Origin of the sequence: Moorella glycerini (assembly GCF_009735625.1) — a bacterium.
Classification (GTDB): domain Bacteria; phylum Bacillota; class DSM-521; order Neomoorellales; family Neomoorellaceae; genus Neomoorella; species Neomoorella glycerini.
On record NZ_CP046244.1, the window covers coordinates 963863 to 981569 of the forward strand.

At 56.5% G+C, this 17707-nt stretch carries 20 protein-coding genes and 1 tRNA gene; 1 reads left to right on the plus strand and 20 read right to left on the minus strand.

All coding sequences use genetic code 11. The features are described 5' to 3' along the window. Positions 1-77 precede the first annotated feature (77 nt). The 6 genes from MGLY_RS04590 to MGLY_RS04615 all read right to left on the minus strand — a co-directional run bounded on the left by MGLY_RS04590 (position 78) and on the right by MGLY_RS04615 (position 5115). On the minus strand, positions 78-1802 hold the full coding sequence (locus MGLY_RS04590; protein WP_156272154.1) for an aldehyde ferredoxin oxidoreductase family protein: 1725 nt from the start codon (positions 1800-1802) through the stop codon (positions 78-80). 136 nt (positions 1803-1938) lie between these two features. Continuing rightward, on the minus strand, positions 1939-2193 hold the full coding sequence (locus MGLY_RS04595) for a type II toxin-antitoxin system MqsA family antitoxin (protein ID WP_156272155.1): 255 nt from the start codon (positions 2191-2193) through the stop codon (positions 1939-1941). Then, entirely contained in the window at positions 2186-2515 is a 330-nt protein-coding gene (locus tag MGLY_RS04600; protein WP_156272157.1) for a DUF4258 domain-containing protein, read from the minus strand. Before MGLY_RS04600 ends, MGLY_RS04595 begins: the two co-directional genes overlap by 8 nt. A gap of 95 nt (positions 2516-2610) precedes the next feature. Next, the gene (locus tag MGLY_RS04605) at positions 2611-3231 is read right to left on the minus strand and encodes a cyclase family protein (protein WP_170290918.1); all 621 of its coding nucleotides are present in this window, start codon (positions 3229-3231) and stop codon (positions 2611-2613) included. Between the two features lie 30 nt (positions 3232-3261). Continuing rightward, positions 3262-4776: a glucose-6-phosphate dehydrogenase gene (zwf, locus tag MGLY_RS04610; protein WP_156272161.1), complete on the minus strand. Its 1515-nt coding sequence runs from the start codon at positions 4774-4776 to the stop codon at positions 3262-3264. Between the two features lie 264 nt (positions 4777-5040). Further along, positions 5041-5115: transfer RNA gene (locus MGLY_RS04615), tRNA-Gly, on the minus strand. A 193-nt stretch (positions 5116-5308) separates the two neighbouring features. Here MGLY_RS04615 and MGLY_RS04620 point away from each other — a divergent pair. Further along, a complete protein-coding gene (locus MGLY_RS04620) occupies positions 5309-5557 on the plus strand; it encodes an AbrB/MazE/SpoVT family DNA-binding domain-containing protein (RefSeq protein WP_156272163.1) in 249 nt (82 codons plus the stop codon). A 143-nt stretch (positions 5558-5700) separates the two neighbouring features. Here MGLY_RS04620 and MGLY_RS04625 read toward each other — a convergent pair whose 3' ends face one another. The 14 genes from MGLY_RS04625 to MGLY_RS04690 form a co-directional block, all read right to left on the minus strand. Beyond that, positions 5701-6057 (minus strand): FGGY-family carbohydrate kinase, encoded by a 357-nt coding sequence (locus tag MGLY_RS04625; protein ID WP_156272164.1) that lies wholly within the window; start codon positions 6055-6057, stop codon positions 5701-5703. Then, complete coding sequence (locus tag MGLY_RS04630; RefSeq protein ID WP_156272166.1) at positions 6036-7253, minus strand: acetate/propionate family kinase; 1218 nt, start codon at positions 7251-7253, stop codon at positions 6036-6038. The genes MGLY_RS04625 and MGLY_RS04630 overlap by 22 nt, the downstream gene beginning before the upstream one ends. Positions 7254-7445: 192 nt before the next feature. Beyond that, positions 7446-7724, minus strand: a complete 279-nt coding sequence (locus MGLY_RS04635) for a EutN/CcmL family microcompartment protein (RefSeq protein WP_156272168.1) — start codon at positions 7722-7724, stop codon at positions 7446-7448. Positions 7725-7728: 4 nt separating this feature from the next. Then, complete coding sequence (gene pduL, locus MGLY_RS04640) at positions 7729-8412, minus strand: phosphate propanoyltransferase (protein WP_156272170.1); 684 nt, start codon at positions 8410-8412, stop codon at positions 7729-7731. Between the two features lie 209 nt (positions 8413-8621). Then, entirely contained in the window at positions 8622-9167 is a 546-nt protein-coding gene (locus tag MGLY_RS04645) for a BMC domain-containing protein (protein ID WP_156272172.1), read from the minus strand. Positions 9168-9257: 90 nt separating this feature from the next. Beyond that, positions 9258-10610, minus strand: a complete 1353-nt coding sequence (locus MGLY_RS04650) for a 4Fe-4S dicluster domain-containing protein (protein ID WP_156272174.1) — start codon at positions 10608-10610, stop codon at positions 9258-9260. Between the two features lie 315 nt (positions 10611-10925). Beyond that, positions 10926-12398 carry an aldehyde dehydrogenase gene (locus MGLY_RS04655; RefSeq protein WP_156272176.1) on the minus strand — a complete coding sequence of 491 codons (1473 nt, stop codon included), beginning with the start codon at positions 12396-12398 and terminating at the stop codon, positions 10926-10928. 13 nt (positions 12399-12411) lie between these two features. Next, a complete protein-coding gene (locus tag MGLY_RS04660; RefSeq protein WP_156272177.1) occupies positions 12412-12684 on the minus strand; it encodes a BMC domain-containing protein in 273 nt (90 codons plus the stop codon). 1 nt (position 12685) lies between these two features. Then, the gene (locus tag MGLY_RS04665; RefSeq protein ID WP_156272178.1) at positions 12686-12982 is read right to left on the minus strand and encodes a BMC domain-containing protein; all 297 of its coding nucleotides are present in this window, start codon (positions 12980-12982) and stop codon (positions 12686-12688) included. A 195-nt stretch (positions 12983-13177) separates the two neighbouring features. Beyond that, positions 13178-13450 carry a BMC domain-containing protein gene (locus tag MGLY_RS04670; protein ID WP_156272180.1) on the minus strand — a complete coding sequence of 91 codons (273 nt, stop codon included), beginning with the start codon at positions 13448-13450 and terminating at the stop codon, positions 13178-13180. Between the two features lie 110 nt (positions 13451-13560). Beyond that, positions 13561-14361 (minus strand): class II aldolase/adducin family protein, encoded by an 801-nt coding sequence (locus MGLY_RS04675; protein ID WP_156272182.1) that lies wholly within the window; start codon positions 14359-14361, stop codon positions 13561-13563. Between the two features lie 98 nt (positions 14362-14459). Beyond that, positions 14460-15518, minus strand: coding sequence for a substrate-binding domain-containing protein (locus MGLY_RS04680; protein ID WP_170290919.1), 1059 nt, complete (start codon positions 15516-15518; stop codon positions 14460-14462). Between the two features lie 129 nt (positions 15519-15647). After that, positions 15648-16652, minus strand: a complete 1005-nt coding sequence (locus MGLY_RS04685; RefSeq protein ID WP_156272186.1) for an ABC transporter permease — start codon at positions 16650-16652, stop codon at positions 15648-15650. Further along, positions 16649-17704 carry an ABC transporter permease gene (locus tag MGLY_RS04690; protein WP_211662079.1) on the minus strand — a complete coding sequence of 352 codons (1056 nt, stop codon included), beginning with the start codon at positions 17702-17704 and terminating at the stop codon, positions 16649-16651. The genes MGLY_RS04685 and MGLY_RS04690 overlap by 4 nt, the downstream gene beginning before the upstream one ends. Between the last annotated feature and the right edge of the window lie 3 nt (positions 17705-17707).

A 17707-nucleotide genomic window follows, 5' to 3' on the forward strand; every position in this document is an offset into this window, starting at 1 on the left:
TATTGCCTTTTTACGCCCTGCCTGGTAGGGTTATTTACTTGATGAAGATCATTTGTTAGGTTATTTTCGTGTTAATTTTATATTAACTCCCGGCTGAAGGCTACCTTGAAGTCCCGGGGCTGGTCCAGGCGCACCAGTTCCAGGCCCAGGCGGTCCAGGGTGGCTGGCGCCGGGCGTCCCTGATCATCCCAGCCGCGGCGGCGGTAATAAGCCTGCACTAATTCTGGCAAATTGGTAAAGGGCCCAGCTTTAATCTCCCCGGCAACAATACCTTCTCGCAGGAACCTGGCCGGCAGGGTATCGGCTTCCCGGCCCAGGCCCTCCCGCAGGTTGAAGGCCCGCTCCAGGGTAAGGCTCCTTGCGGCGGCCATATGGATTTCCTCCAGGGCCAGTTCCGTACCGGTAACGGCCGTCAACATTGCGGTCATCAGTTCCAGGGGCAGCCAGCCGCCCAGGTGGGCAAAGAGGCAGCCGATACCTGTTTCCAGGGCTACTGTCGTCTCGTGGATGCGGCTTACCTGGTCCACCAGGTCTTCCCCTTCCCGGTCGGCAGCAAAGAGCCCGGCGTGAAGTGACTTGCCATAGCAATAACTGCCACCCAGGGCCGAAACGACTATCCCCAGGCCGTGGAGGGGGCGCACCCGCGGGTCATAACCCGGCATCTCAATCCCTTTGATGGTCATGGCGTATTCCGCCGCCCCGGAGCCGGTATATTCTGCCGCCCGGCGCACCCCCTCGGCCAGGAGGTCGCCGATGCCGGCCCGGTAGGCGATCATGCGGATCAATTCCAGGGTGGCTTCCGGCCGTTCCCAGCCCAGGTCAAAGCCCTCAGCTTTAAGTAAACCCCGCTGCTGCAGTTCATAGGCAAAGGCAATACTGCCCCCGGTGGAGACCGTGTCCAGGCCCAGGTCGTTGCAGCGTTCGTTGGCTGCCGCCACCAGGTCCGGCTCGAAATGACCAGGGTTGACTCCCAGGGCCCAGCAGGTCTGGAACTCCGGTCCTCCTCGCTCCAGGAGGTGAGGCTGGTTAACCGTATCAACATCCGCCTGCCAGGCGCCCTGGAAATTGCGGGTAGGTAAAATGGCACCCTTTATAGCCCCCGGCAAAGGCGCCCGTTGATCCCGGCGGTCAATCAATTCCCGCTGTCGCTCCAGCAGCCGGGACCAGAGCTCCCTGTCAGCCGCAGGTATATCCGGTTCGGAGTCTACGACAATGGCTTTAAGTTTTTTGACTCCCATGACGGTACCCACCCCGCCGCGAGCGGCCGTACTGTGGTTACTCACTATGCTGGCATAGCGCACCAGGTTTTCCCCCGCCGGGCCGATGCAGGCCACCCGCGCCCCCTGGCCATAACGCCAGCGCAGCTCGGCCTGGGTAGCCTCTGTCCCCTGGCCCCAGAGGTCTTGTGCCGGTCGCAGTTCCACCTGTCCCCGAGGCCCCAAATAGAGGTAAACGGGCTCAGCCGCCTGGCCGGTCAGGAGGAGTATTTCGTACCCGGCGCCGTGGAGCCAGGTACCGAAGTCGCTGCCGCCCACGGAACGGATAAAGCCGCCGCTTAAAGGGCTTTTGGTCACCGCCAGCCAGCGGTTAACCCCCCTGGCCCCGCTGCCGGCCAGGGGACCGGCGCTAAAGATTAAAATATTCTCCGGGCTTAAGGGTCCTACTCCCGCGGCCAGTTCGCCATAAAGATATCTGGCCGCCAGGGGCCGTCCGCCGATAAAGTCACGGCATACCTTTGCCGGTATATCCTCCTGGCGGATGCTGCCGTCGCTTAGATTTACCCGTAAAATTTGCCGCTCCATAAAAACACCCCGCCGGTACTTTTTCTTTAGTATCAGCGGGGTGCTGCTACACTATACTTCTATCTTCAGCAGTACCACCCGGGCCGGGGCTGCTCCAATTCCCTGGAGGGGAAGGGGCAGGGCTTCGCCGCGCAAGTTATACCTTTGCCCGACGCTGCACCGGCTCACGAAAATCGTATACTGGTACTTCAATAATCCGTTTAGGTTTCATGTGTTCCTTTCGGATTTCCTCCAGCTGCAGAGTTGTTTCCGCATCATAATACTGCTCACCACATTCCTCGCATACCCATGCGGGGACATTTTCTACCAGGGTGAGTTTATCACCCCACCAGTTCTCCACCCGGACTTTTTTTGGCCTGACCTTACTACCGCAAAGCGGGCATTTAGTCATCTTTATTTCCTCCTGCGTTACCCCGACTTCTTTCATTTATCCATTTTGGTGGCTCCGGGATATAAACAGTGATTATGATTAACGTCCCATCGTTATCCAGAGAACAGACTATATGAATAGATCGCCCATCGGGAATATGACCTAGCACCAGGCAACTTGGTCCCCGGGGATCCTCAGGGTAATCCTCCAGGATCTCTCCTGTCAATAAGGCTACTATCATATCTGTAGCCGATATACATCGTTGCCCGGTACGCTGCCTGGCATGACAGCTCATTACCCAGTTACCCTTAATGATCGTCTCCTGTATCTGGCCTAAATCCATTTCCGTTTCTCCCGTCCCACTACTTCTAATTTTAACCGATAATATAAAAGATCGCGAGTACTTTTTACCCTCCACGAGCCAGCCGCTTTGGCGGCCTACTCTATCTCCAGTAGGACGACCCGGGCCGGGGCTGCTTCCGCTCCCAGGATACGGAGGGGCAGGGCCAGCATCTGATAAGTGCCAGGAGGTACCTCTTTCAATCTGAGGCCCTCGATGATAACAATCCCTTGCTCTAACAAGGTCCGGTGGGTTGGGTAACCAGGCTGGTCCCGCTCCACCCCCAGGGCATCCAGGCCGACTCCGCGAACCCCTGCTTTAGCCAGGTGGGCAGCGGCCCCGGCATCCAGGTAGATAAAGTCGGCTTCATTTCCGGCAGCCCAGGAGTTTTTAGTTTTCAACAGGATAAAGTCGCCGGCCCGGACCGGCTGGCCCGCCAGGTCCCCGGCCGTAATGCGGTCGTTGACTGCCGTTAGGTCCAGCACCAGGCAGGAGCCGATTAAAACCGATAGGTCCAGTTCTGCTGTCGTAGCCCCGCCGGGGATCACATGGGCGGGGGCATCGATATGGGTCCCGGTGTGGGTATCCAGGAGCCAGCGCGTTTCCCGCACGCCGTTTTCATAGTCGCGGGTGATTTCCGTTTGCGGCTGCTTCTCCGCCCTGTTTTTGTAGACCGGCATGCCTTGGTATATGGGCATGGATATGTCGTAGATACGCAAGCTTTCACCAGTCCATTCATTTATTTCTAGCTACCCACGTTCCGGCAGCAATTCATCTTCCTGCCACCAGTGGCGGCCGTCCCGGATTAAGAGCTCCCTCGCCGCCGGTGGTCCCCACTGGCCGGCGGCGTAATTGGGAAAGAGGGGCGGCCTCGCCGTCCAGGCAGCGGCAATGGGGTCCACAAACCGCCAAGCCGCCTCCACCTCATCCCAGCGGGTGAAAAGGGTGGGGTCCCCCCGCATTACATCATAAAGCAGGCGCTCGTAAGCCTCGGGGGAGTTGACGCCCACCTCACAGTTCTGGCAAAAGTCCAGGCGGATGGGTACAATGTAATTATTATTCCCCGGCCGCTTGGCATTGAGCTGGACGTAGACACCCTCCAGGGGCTGGACGCGGATGACCAGGAGATTGGGGCGTAATTCGCCGTATTCCTTAAAATACAGGATATCCGGCAGGGATTTAAACTGGAGGATAATTTCCGTCACTTTCACCGGCAGGCGCTTGCCTGTACGCAGGTAAAAGGGCACGCCGGCCCAGCGGAAGTTTTCGATGAAAAGCTTTAAAGCAACAAATGTTTCCGTCGTGGAATCAGAGGCCACTTCCTTTTCCCGGCGGTAAGGCGGTACCACCTGCCCATCTATCTCCCCGCCACCGTACTGGCCGCGGATGACGTTCCTGCTGACTGCCGCCGCGTCCAGGGGTTTCAAAGAGCGCAGCACCTTTACCTTTTCATCGCGGATAGCTTCCGTGGCCAGGCTGGCCGGCGGTTCCATGGCCACCAGGGTCACCAGCTGCAGGAGGTGGTTCTGGACCATGTCCCGCAGGGCCCCGGCCCTGTCGTAATAGCCGCCCCGGTCCGCCACGCCCACCGTTTCCGCCGAAGTAATCTGGACGTGGTCGATATATTTATTATTCCAGACCGGTTCAAAAAAGGTATTGGCAAAGCGGATGACCATGATGTTCTGGATCATTTCTTTCCCCAGGTAATGGTCGATGCGGTAAATCTCTTCCTCGCTGAAAGCCGCCCGGAGCTGGCGGTTTAATTCTGCCGCCGAAGGCAGGTCATGGCCGAAGGGTTTCTCAATAACAACCCGCTGCCACCCCCGCGCCGGTACCAGGCCTGTTTCCTTTAAGCTCCGGACCACGGAGCCAAAGTGTTCCGGGGCCACGGCCAGGTAAAAAATGCGGTTGCCCTGGCAACCAGCCGCCTCCTCCAGTTCCGCCAGGAATTGCCGCAGGAGGGTGTACCCCTCCGGGTCATAAATGTCGGTCCGGAAATAATGCAGACGGCTGGCGAAGGGCTCAAAATGGGCGTCCAGGTCAGAGGCGCGGCGGGAAAAGGTCTGCAGGGACGGCAGTAATATCTCCTGCCGGAAGCTATCCCGGGTAAAATCGCGCCGGCCCACAGCTATTACCCGCAGGGCAGGCGGCAGGAAACCATCGACAAAAAGGTTGAATAAAGCCGGGTAAAGCTTGCGCCGGGCGAGATCTCCCGTGCCACCGAAGATCACCAGCAAACTGTTGTCCGGCCGTTCCGGGGCCATATACCAGCCGCCTTTCTACCCATCTTCCCTCCTATTTTGTGCTCCCGGCCGGGTTTTTATAGGGAGTTTATTACCAGACAGGTAGAAAAAGACCACAAATACATGCGCTTCTAAAACACATGCGCTTCTAATTCTTATAGAAAAGAAACTCGAAGATCACACTGACCTTTGCCGGTGACGTGCTGGGCTCCAAAGCCCGGGCACCAAGCAGGCAATAAAAAAGGGTCCGGCACCTATCTTGCTGACCGGAACCCTTGATTTTACTGGAGCGGAAAACGGGATTCGAACCCGCGACCCTCGGCTTGGGAAGCCGATGCTCTACCACTGAGCTACTTCCGCATGTGTTATTAATTTTACCCCCTTCCTTTTCTTTTGTCAAGTTTTTTAATAAACCGCCTGAGCAAGGGTCTCTTTTTTTGAATTTCAACCCCGCAGGGCCCTAACAAGAATTGGTTAAAAGTATAGCCCTTGCTTAAACGTTTCCTCTGGTAGTATAATTTTTTTAGTAAGACGAATAACGGAGGTAAGAACGGTGTATAAAATAACCGTTTCCCAGAAAGGACAGATTGTTATTCCCCTGGAAATACGTAAAAATTATGGTTTAAAAAAAGGCGACCAGCTGGCGGTGGAAGATAATAACGGTATTATAACCCTGCGACCTCTTCCCAAGAACCCCGTCCTCGAGCTGCGAGGTAAATATAAAAGTAGCAATCCCGTCGATAGGCTTACTACAGTTTTAATAAAAGAAAGATCTGCTGAGCGATCCCGGGAAAGGCGATAAACAGTTACATGGAAACAGCAAAATTTGTCCTGCGCCAAAATTGGGTTTCGAGATTCTCTGGATAGGAAACGGTAACCCCTCTGTAAAGTGACCGGCCCAGGAATTAGGCCGGCCACATTTTTTGCCATGCGGCCCTGGTAGTACTACCATGCCAGCAGCTTAACAAATTCTCCATACTTATCTTCCCATTCCCCCGCCTTTTCCGCTTCATAAGTTTTCAGGGCAAAGGAACGGCGCACTATCTCCCGCCCCTCAGCCAGGCTTGCCACTGCACCCATAGCCATGGCCTGGACCAGGAGGCTGCCGGCGGCCGTGGCTTCCACCGGGCCGGCCACCACCGGGCGTCCGGTGGCGCTGGCGGTAAACCGGCAGAGGAACTCGTTCTGCGTACCACCGCCCACCATGTGGATGACCGGCAGTTTTTTCCCCAGGATACCCTCCAGCTTTTCCAGCACCCAGCGGTATTTTAAGGCCAGGCTCACCAGGGCGCACCTGACGATCTCGCCGCCCCGGAGGGCTCTTCTCCGGCCAGCACCTTTACAGTTTCCCGGGCGATCATGACTTCTTCGTCGGTGTGTACTACCAGGACCTGGACTTTGGCTTCCGGGCTCGAGATCAGGCGGTCATCGCTCCCGTTTTCATTGCGTTCAGCATCCAGCTCGATACCCAGGAACTCCAGGCCGCGGCAGATTTCCCGGCGCAGGCCGCTGCTCTTTTCGCCGATGCCGCCGGAGAAAATCAGGACGTCAATCCCGCCCATGGCCGCCGCGTAGGCGCCGATATATTTTTTCGCCCGGTAGGCCAGGACGTCCAGGGCCAGGCGGGCCCGTTCATGCCCCTGCCGGGCGGCTTCTTCCACTGCCCGGTAATCGTTGCTGACGCCGGCGATACCCAACCAGCCGCCTTTTTTGTTGATTACTTCCTCCAGGGCATCAGGTGACAGGCCTTCCTGCCGCAGGAGATAAACAAGGGCGCCGGGGTCGACATCGCCGCAGCGGGTCGACTGGAGCAATCCCTCCGTGGGCGTAAAGCCGGTGGAGACGTCGATGGATTCCCCGCAGCAGCAGGCATTGGCCGTGGTACCACTGCCGAGCATGAGGGAAACAATCTTTAGTTCCTGCAGGTCCCGCCCTAGAAATTCAGCGGCCCGGTTGACCATATAGGTAAAGGTGATGCCGTGGAAACCGTAACGGCGCAGGCCGTAACGCTCGTAATATTCGTAGGGGAGGCCGTAGAGATAGGCCCGGGGCGGCAGGCTCAGGTGGAAGGTGTTGTCGCAGACGGCCACTTGGGGTATATCCGGCAAAAGCCTGCTTACGGCCTCGATACCTGCAATGTTGGCCGGGTTGTGCAGGGGGGCCAGCTGGCAGCAGGCCTTTAAAGTGGCCAGGACAGCAGCATCAATGCGGGCCGGCCGGCGGAGGCTCGCGCCGCCGTGGACCACCCGGTGGCCGACGGCCTCCAGCCGGTGAGGCTGCAATAACTTGAGGATTTCTGCCAGGGCTTCGCCATAGTCGCCCCGGGGTAAATGCTTCCGGTACTCAGCCGCCTCCCCTGTTAAATCTTGATGCCGCAGGGTGGTTTCCCGGCTGCCGATGCGTTCCACGCTGCCCCGGACCATTACTTTTTCTTCCGGCATGGAAAAAACTTTATACTTAATCGATGAACCCCCACAGTTTAAAGCCAGAATTTGCACCGTTTGTCCTCCTTGAGGCCTTATTTCAGGTTAAAAAGTTTCCCGGCATCTTGAGGAAAAGGAGACCAGTATACCCTCCCAGGCCATAGCTTTCTTGAATTACCTTATGCCTGTTAGCCGTGAAGGGACATCGGCCCATACAGAAATACCGGTGGGCAGGGGGGTGCTACCACCGGTCTTGCCGGCACCAACCTAGCGTGGCAGCCCCTTGATGTCTCCCTCCACCTGGTCGATAATGCCCACAATGGCCAGGTCCACCGGGGCCTGGGGTACATTGAGGCCCAGGCGGGCGGCACTCCCGGTGGCTACCAGTACCAGTTCTCCCTTGCCGGCACCGACGGTATCCACGGCCACCAGGGTCTCGCCCCGGCGGCTGCCCTGGAGGGGACGGATGAGGAGGAGCTTGCTGCCGGTGAGGCTTTCATGTTTACGGGTAGCGACCACCGTTCCGGTTACTTCGGCAATCAGCATCTTCTCACCTGATTTCTACTTCGTCACCGCACTGCAGCCCGGCGGCATTGGCATCGTCGGTGTCGATGTGCATGACGAGCTTGAACTTGGGGCTGACCCGTACCTGGACGCCACCGAAGATGGTGGGCCGGTCGGATTTAATGGTGCGCACGGTGACTTCGTCGTTGTCTTGAAGGCCCCATTTTTCCGCTTCGACCGGGCTCATGTGGATGTGGCGGTTGGCGATAATAGCCCCTTCCCGCAAGGTAACGGAACCCCGGGGACCGACCAGGGTAATGGGGGCGGAACCGGCCAGGTCCCCGGAACGGCGCACCGGCGCCGGGATGCCTAAGGTTATGGCGTCGGTGCGGGAGATCTCTACCTGGGTGCGGTCGCGCACCGGCCCCAGGATGCGGACGTTGGTGAGGGACCGCAAGTTGCGCCCTACCAGGGTGACGACTTCGTTGGCGGCAAATTCTCCCGGCTGGTAGAGGTCGTTCCGTTTGGTCAGCTGGTAGCCGGGCCCGAAGAGGATGTCGATCTCCTTCTGGGCCAGGTGGACATGGCGAGCAGATACGAGTACGGGAACACGTTTGGCCGCCGGGGTGGAATGGGCTGCCGTACCGGCCGCGGCGGTTTTACCCCGGCGTTCCTTCAGTTCGGCCATAACTTCCCTGGTGATTAAATCGATAAGGGCAGCAGTGGACATTATGGTCACCTTGCTTTTAAGTATGGTTGACTGTCAGGACTGCCAATCTGGATGGCAGCAGTCCTGCCTAACAGGCGGCTGACAATGCCCCGGAAATTTGTGGCAGGCCGGCAATTTATCCTGCAGGCCCGATTTATGAACAAGCGGTTGATAAAGCAACATTTAAATTTGGTTGGGATTGGTCCACCTTTCTCCGCCGGGGCGTGTGTTTACGCTAGTTGCTCCCAGACTTCAGGGTGAGGAGAGGGGATAACAACCGCATCCACGAGTTCCCCTTTTTCTTTGAGGGGCAGGGTGGCGGCGTTTACGGCGGCCCGGACGGCGCCGACGCTGCCTGTCAAGATGACCACCCCCTTGCCCCCCAGCCCGTAGGCGGGGCGGATGTCCAGGAGCTCGACAAGGGCGGCCTTGGCGGCGGTGTCGGCAGCCTTGATGGCGGCCGTGACGCTGAAGGTTTCGAGGACTCCCAGGGCGCCTTTAGGGGTTACTGCGGCTACCCCGGCCAGGCCCGACAGGACTCCGGGATGGAGGTTGCCCAGAATTAAGCTGCTCACGACCGTTACCCCGCCGGTGGTGACCCCATGTTCTACGGCGCTCGTCACGGCGCTGATCTCGCCGCTTAAGATAATCAGGCTTTTACCGGGGCAGGTAGTGCGTATTTTCAGTTCTACCGGCGCGGCTTTAAGGCAGCTGTCGGCCACCATTATCCCCCGCGCCAGGCTCTTGAGTTCGATGAGTCCAACGGCGATACCCATCAGTCACTGCCTCCGTAAATAAGACGTCCCCAGGCTTTACCGGGCAGGAGTGGCCTTCGTCCAGGTAGGCGGTTCCTTTCCTGGCGGTGCTCAATGATCACCATGGTTAACTCCTCCCTGGATGGTGATATTGCCATTGACAGCAACGATGATGCCGCTGATGCTGGCGTGGAGGTTGGCACCCGGGGTATCGCCCCGGATACGAGCTAAAAGTTCCCCCGCTGTAACCCAGTCGTCCGGTTTGACTACCGGCTCCGGCGCGGCCCCGGCGCTTTGCTTTAAGGGCAGGGACACCTGGTTGACCGTGATGTTTCCTTCCCGGAAAGTCACCGGGCGGGCGTAGTATTCTTTTAAGCCCAAGCGGCTGATGAGACTTTGAGTAGGTACCTGCCGCCCTTCCCGGAAAGGGGAAGGAGTGGTAGCCTGCCAGGGGCCGGGCCGGAAACCCTTCTGCTGCAGCTCGGCCTTGATTTTCCTGTTGACCTGCCGCGGGGAGAGGTTGAATGGGCAGGCGTAGAGGTCGCAGAGGCCGCACTCGCTGCAAAGCAGGGCCCGCGGCAGGGTTATATCGGCCAGGCCATAGGTCACGGCACGCATGACCCGGTGGGGTTCCAGGGGATGCCCCAAAAGGTGCCGCGGGCAAAAGTCCGTGCACTGCTGGCACTGGCAGCAGACCTGGAGGGCGAGTCTCAGCTCCCGGTTTAGATCCCGCTGGTAACTGGCGGCCAGGGGGTGGTCCGGGGGCAGGACAAGGATGCCCTTGGTGGTCTTGGTAACCGGCGCATTGATGCTGGTCACCTTACCCATGCAGGGGCCGCCGGCGATAAGCACATATTCGTCTGCCAGCGGTCCGCCGGCCAGGGCCAGGAGCTCCCCCACCGGGGTTCCCAGGGGAACGGCCAGGGTGAGGGGCTGCCTCACGGCGCCGGTGACGGTGACGTATTTATGGGTTACAGGCTGGCCTGCCAGGGCGCGGTGGATGTTGTATAAAGTCTCGACGTTTAGAACTACCGCCCCGGCCTGCAAGGGCAAACCTCCCGGCGGGATTGTTCGGCCGGTAACGCTAGAGGTTAATAAGTGCTCGTCGCCCACGGGGTAGACGTCCGGCAGGAGGTGGAGCTTCAGGCCCGGGTAATTGTTAATCTCCCCCGCCAGGGCCGCATGGGCCTCCCGGTATTTTTCTTTGAGGGCTATAACCCCTGTTTGGGCGCCGGTGGCGCGGACAAGGGTGGCTAAAGTGGCCAGGAGTTCGGTCGGATGGCGGGCCATGAGTTCCTGGTCGACTTTAAGTAAGGGTTCGCACTCGGCCCCGTTGATGATAACGGTCTGGATGGGGGGGCTGGTCTTCAGTTTCAAGGCGGTGGGGAACCCGCCCCCGCCGGCCCCGACCACACCGGCAGCGGCTATTTTATTTATGACGGCTTCCAGTTCGCCGGCAGGCATTTCCTTCCCTCCAGGTACGGGCTGTTCTCCAGCTTTTTATCCAGTTCTCTCCCCGGGCATTTTCAGTTTTTTTATTCAGGTTTACCGCTCTTCCCCGCTGCCCGAGGCGGTTCTCCTCCGAAAATGGATGGGGAGGATGCCACCATGGGCGACTCCTCCAAGAATAGATATGAGAGGCGTTAAGTTGTACTTAACCCGGATAATCCCCTACTTTCTCCACTTCATCACCGCTTTCTCTCCGCTTTTGTTCTCAATTTCACAATTAAGCTGTATTTAACTATCCCGGCGGCCACACGGGTGGTGACCGGCCCCCGGCTAGTCTACCGTCCGCAGCGCCCCGGCGATGACCGTCCGCTGTTCCCGGGTGTAGGTGCGGGGGGTACAGATACCCTCGCCCGTGGGGCTGGCGATGGTGTGGCTGAAGTGCCCTTCCCCGCCGATCTTTAACCCGGCGGCCGAGGAGGCGTTGGCTACCAGGATGTCGGTACGGAGCTTGCGGGCGTAAGCCGTGATGCGGCCTACGTCCTGGCTGTGGATGATGGCCGTATGTTTGTAGCCGTGCTCGACCCGGGCGGCCAGTTCCAGGGCGGCGTCAAAGTCTTTTACCCGCACCAGGGGCAGGACCGGCAGCAGCTGTTCTTCCTGCACCAGGGGGTGCTCCGGGGGACATTCTATGAGGGCGATCCTGGTGTGCGCCGGGGCGTTGATGCCGGCTTGCTTCAGGATAAGTACGGCGTCTTTGCCTGTTAGTTCGGGGTTAAAGGTCCGGCCGTCGGGCAGGATGGCCCGCACCAGGTTCTCTTTGTCCCTTTCGTCCTGCACCAGATAGGCGCCGTGGTTCTGCAGGTGGAAGAGGAGCTCGCCGGCTATCGCTTCCACGGCAATGATGACCTTTTCGGCAATGCAGAGGACGGTGTTGTCAAAGGCGGCACCGTCGACAATACACCTGGCGGCGTAGTCCAGGTCTTTCACTGTTTCGTCGACGACCACCGGGGGATTGCCGGGGCCAGCGGCAATGGCTTTTTTGCCGCTTCTCAGGGCCCGGTTAACCACTTCGGGACCGCCGGTGGCGACGACCAGATCTACATCGGGATGGCTTAAGACCAGGTCCAGGTTTTCCAGGCTGACTTTATCGCCAACGACTAATAAATCCTCCGGCCCGCCGGCTTCCTGAATGGCGGCGTTGAAAAGGCGCACCAGGTACTGGGTGGTCTTGAGCCCTTTGGGATGGGGCAGGAAGATAATGCTGTTGCCGGCGGCGACCATGCTGATGGCATGGTTGATGACGCAGGAGCCGGGATGGGTGGCCGGCTCGATGGCGGCGATGAGGCCGAAGGGCGCCCGCTCAATCAGGATGAGGCCGTTGTCGCCGCTGATGGCCTCGGTCTTTATGTCTTCTAACCCCGGGGTTAAGCGGGCGGCGTAGAGCTTCTTCTGGATCTTGTCTTCGACCCGGCCGTAGCCGGTTTCTTCGTGGGCCAGCCTGGCGATTATTTCTACGTTTTCTATGGCCGCCCGGCGGATGGCGGCGACGATCTCGCCCCTCGTTTTGAGGCTTAGCTTTACCAGTTCTTGCTGCGCTTTTTTGGCAGCGCTAATGGCTGCATTCAAGTCGCTGTATACGCCTTTGTCACCGCGCGAGGCAGTGGCCACGGCCTGGCCGGCCCGCGCCTGGCAGGCACCGCTACACGCTGTTGCCGTGGTAGCTGTTGTCCCATTACAGGACTGCTGTTGGATGTTTTTTAATACTTCGGCGACAATGCTGGCGATAGTGGTTTCGTCGATCATTTCTGCTCACCGCTTAGGAGGGTAATATTCTGCTGAGGTCCGTGTGGGGCCGCGGGATAACGTGGACGGCAATAATCTCACCTAAGCGACCAGCGGCAGCGGCCCCGGCTTCGGTGGCCGCCTTGACGGCGCCGACATCGCCGCTGACCATGACGGTGACGAGACCGGAGCCGACTTTCTCCATGCCGGCCAGTTCGACGCCGGCGGCTTTGAGCATGGCGTCGGCGGCTTCAATGGCGGCGACTAAGCCTTTGGTTTCGATAAGTCCCAGGGCGCCGTCTTTCATGTTAATCTACCCCCCTGGTAGAGGCGTCTTTTTTACCGGGCAGGATGCGGGCTACGTCGCTGTGGGGCCGCGGGATGACGTGGACGGCGATGACTTCCCCGAGCCTGGCGGCGGCTGCCCCGCCGGCTTCGGTGGCCGCCTTGACGGCGCCGACTTCGCCAGTGACCATGACGGTGACCAGGCCGGAGCCGATCTTTTCCATGCCCACCAGTTCGACGCTGGCGGCTTTGAGCATGGCGTCGGCGGCTTCGATGGCGGCGACTAAACCTTTGGTTTCAATGAGTCCTAAGGCGCTCATGGGTTGTTTTCCTCCTTAAGCAATTGGTGTGTTATTTATGGGTGGAAAGGCCGACAACAATGACTCTACCCGACGGTTATGGGACCGTCGCTGTGGGACTTGCTTGCTGCCGGCTGTACCGCCAAGGCGGTAGCAGCAAAAATTAAAATTAGTTCCGCCGGAATTATGCTACCCGGGCTTTATCCGGCCGGTCCGTTAGCATAAATACCCAGACAGCTCTTCATGGGGCCGGGCGATGACCCGGCTGGCAAAAACGGTGCTGATTCTAGCGGCCTGTTCCCGGGCGGCTTCGACGGCTGCCGTTACGGCGCTGACTTCGCCGCTGATCTTCAGCACCGCCAGGCCGCTGCCTTTGGTAACCTCGTAACCGAGGATGGCAATACCCGCCGTCTTGGCGGCAGTGTCGGCGGCTGCTATCACGGCGGCCAGGCCGCGGACTTCAATTATTCCCAGTGCTTGTTTACTCATGGTTTTCCTCCGGAATTGATTTGCGCCCGTTGTATTGAACAGCCGGGGGGAAATATTTATTGCTTTCCTCTGGCTGGTTCATGGGCAGCCGCAGCTACCCTGCCCCTTCTTTACTGTTTCCTGTCCCCCAGTGAGGCCAGGACGCGCCGGGTTACGGTAGTGATGATATCCTTGAGTTCCTCCTCGGATATAGCGCCTGCCGCCCCTTCCTCATGGCCGGAAATGCTGCAGGCGCCACAACCCGTACAGCCGGGATGACGTCCGCTGACGCCGAGTTTTTCCCGGATCTGCAGCAGTTTTTCTACCTCCTGGCAGGGCAGCACTCTTTCCCCGCCCAGTTGCCGTGCCGCCAGGCTGATCTTGGCAAAATGCTCTATGGATTCCATCTTGTAAAAGGCGTTGTAGACGTCCGTTCCCATGGTCAGGGCACCGTGGTTTTCCAGCAAAACGGCGTCGTATTTGTCCAGGTATTCCCTGACCGCCAACGGTATCTCTTCGGTGGAAGGAGTGCCGTACCTGGCGATGGGGACAGCCCCCAGGCTGATGATGATTTCCGGCAGTACCGGCTTATCCAGGGGGATACCGGCCACGGCAAAAGCGGTCGCCACGGGCGGGTGGGCGTGGACTACCGCCCGCACGTCCGGCCGGTGCTTGTAGACATCCAGGTGCATTTTTATCTCCGTAGAGGGTTTAAGTTCGGCGGCGCCAGCGATTTTCCGCCCTTCCAGGTCCACCTTGAGGATCATGTCGGGGGTCATAAAGCCCTTGCTCACGCCGGTAGGGGTGGTCAAAACCTCATTTTCCCCGATGCGGACGCTGATATTGCCGTCGTTTGAGGCGACAAAGCCTTTGGCATAAATACGCCGCCCCACCTCACATATGTCCTGCCTGATTTGATACTCGGAAGCCACGTGTTATGTCTCCCTTCCTGGGATTGCCCTGGCCTTCAGGGCCATAGCTGCCGCCCGAAGGCCAGGGTAAGTGGTAACAACAGGCATGCTGTATATATTTAGAAATCGTACTGATCAACGTTACTCTTATCAAAAACCAGCGGCGGACCAGCATAAATTGTTCCGAACTTGCCCACTTCAACATCACCATACTTGGGAACCTTAAACTTGAACCCCTCTTCGCCTTTTGCTTCGCCTTTTACCAGGTTGTACGCAAAGTAACCCGCCACATATCCGATACGGTAGGTATCCCAAAGCATTGCACCAGGTATTACGCCCTTTTTAATAAATGTTTTCAATTGATTGGGTGTACCGTTGCCATAAGCGACAACTTTGTTCTGGACACCGGCATTTTCAACAGCCTGGGCAGCCGCGACGATGCCAACAGAAGTCGGCGACAGGATACCTGCTAAATCGGGATACTTTTGCAGGAGCGCTTCCGCTTCAGTCAGGCTCTTCTGAGGCTCGTCATTACCATAAGCAATTTCTACCAGCTGCATATCTTTATATTTAGGATCCTGCAAAACTTCTTTGGTAATTTTAATACTGTTATTCTGGAAGGGAGCGTCGGTTGTTGAACTCAGGATAGCGAACTTACCCTTGTATTTAAGAAACTCCGCAAACTTAATTGTCATCTGCCTGGCAAGCTCATCATAGTTTGTACCTATAATTGATGCTTCTCGGTACTTCTCATTACCCTTAATGTCATCATTAACGGTTATAATTTTTATCCCCTTATCCCTTGCTTCTTTAAGCACCGAGATTAGCGCATCGCTGCTGTTAGGGGATATGGCGATAACATCGACGCCGCGCTGGATTTGAGCTTTAATGTAAGGAATTTGCGAGGTCGGGTCCGCCTGGTCAGGTGCCGTCATGGTAAATTCAAAGCCCAGTTCCTGTGAAGCCTTTTTAAAGCCTTCAATGATTGGATTAAAGTAGGGGATACCGGTACTGATGGGGATATAGACAACCTTGATTTGTTTTTGGGCGCTGCCACTCTGGGAACTGCTGGCGTTTGGCTGTTGATTCGGTTCCTTAGTCGCGCTTTTACCACAGGCTGTTACAGCTAAAAGAATAAGCATTATACACGTCAGTAAGGCAATAATCCTTTTGGTCATCGTCTTTCCTCCTTGCATAATTGACTTAATAGATACAAGCTCCTCTCACTCCGGAATCACATGATGCAACTGGATGTAGTGGGGATTGCTTTCATATAAATTTCACCTGCTACATAGTCAATCACCCCTTTAACCTTTACTGGCAGTAAAGCTATTTAACAGGTTGGAAACTATCATGGCAAAAATAAGCACTGCACCTATGATGGCCAGTTGATCGAACCTCTTGACATTGGCCAGCAACATGCCTGTCCTCAGAATCATCAGAATGAAAAAAGACATAAAAGTTCCGGTAATACTCCCGCTACCGCCATTAATGGATGTGCCGCCTAACAGCACTATGGTAATTATGTCCAGCTCTCCGCCAAGTCCTATATTATACCTGGCGATCTCCAGCCTGGACATAGAGAGGATCCCGGCGATTCCGGCTACCAGGCCAACCAGGGTAAAAAGTATCATCTTTACCTTATTGGTATTTACAGCCGAATATTTGGCGGCCTCGCTATTGGTGCCAATGGCATATATCTGCCGGCCGAAAAACGTCAATCGTAGAATGGCTTCCATGACAACTGCCATGACTATAAAAAGCAGAAACGGGACGGGAATTACATCAAAGATGTAGCGCTTATCAATTCCTACAAACCAGTCAGGGAAATTTCCCAAGGAATTGTCACCAATGAGCACCTGGGCTAGGCCCCGGTACAATGCCATGGTACCAATAGTAACAATAAGGGAGGTAAGACCTGTTTTTGTTACCAGCAATCCGTTAATGGCCCCGAGAATGGCGCCAAAAACGATACCGATAACTAGGGCCCATTCCATCCTCACGCCATGGTGAAACAATTGGGCGGTTACACAGGCGACAAAAGTCATTGACGCCGCCACCGAAAGGTCTATTTCACCGGCGATCATGACCAGAGTCAACACCAGGGCGATGAGGCCAAATTCTACATATAAACTAGTAGAATTAAGTAGAAACTCTATGTCGGTAAAGTAGGGCGTCAAAAATGAACTAATAACAAAGCTGAGGATCAGGAACAGGATGGTATTAAGTTCCGGCCTGATAAGTTTTTGCCACCTCCTGGATTTTTCTGCAGCCGCCTCGCCATTTACCATCTTTGCTGTTGCAGGGCTCATAAGCTCACCTTCCTTTTCATGGCCTGGTATAGCCGGACCTGGATAAGCCTGTCAATGATTATGGCCACAATAATTATTAGGCCATATGTTGCTTCCTGCCAGAACCCCGATATTCCCAGGGTGGGGAGGGCATTATGGATAACCCCCAACAGGATGCAACCAAGCACGGTTCCGGTGGTATTGCCGTTACCCCCTGCCATGCTGGTGCCGCCGATTACAGTAGCCGCGATAGCGGTGAATTCAAGCCCCATGCCTGTCATGGTGGGGTTGACGTATCCGAACCGCGACATGTAAATAATACCGGCAAAGCCAGAGAGCCCCCCTGAAATCACAAAGATAAGAAAAACTATTAGCTTAACATTGATACCTCGTAGTCCGGCGGCATTAGGATTACTGCCGATCGCGTAAATCTCCCGACCAATATGTGTACGTCTCAAAAAAACTGAAACCAGTAGGGCTATAATAAAGGCGAAGATGACTATCCAGGGGATATAAAAAACTGAATGCTTGGTTTGTGATAAGGCCACCAGCGCCTGGGGTATAAACCTGTTATCGATCTGCTGGCCTTTGCAAAGGATAAATAATAAGCCCCTGTAGATGTTCATGGTACCGAGGGTTACAATAACTGACGGCAGGTTGAATTTGGTCACTATGACACCGTTAATAGCGCCAAGAACCGCCCCGATCAATGTCCCCGCTATAAACGCCAGCGGAATGGGGAACCCCGGATAATTAACGTAAATTTGCCCCACGGCAATCGCTGCAAAACCCACAATCGAACCCACCGAAAGGTCCAGATTCCTGCTGATAATCACCATCATTTCACCCAGGGCGACCACCAGAAGAAAAGGGAAAAACAACAATATGTTAACTAAAGACTCGATACTAAAAAAGCGCGGCTGTATGGCGGAAACCGTGGCATAAATCAATAATATGATTACAATAACGCCAAGTTCCCTGAGAAGGAACAGCCTGGTAATTTTGCTGGCGTCATAACTAGTCCCCGCAGTAGTAGAAAGGGGATCTGGGGTTTTAAGCATCGCCTTGCCCACCTT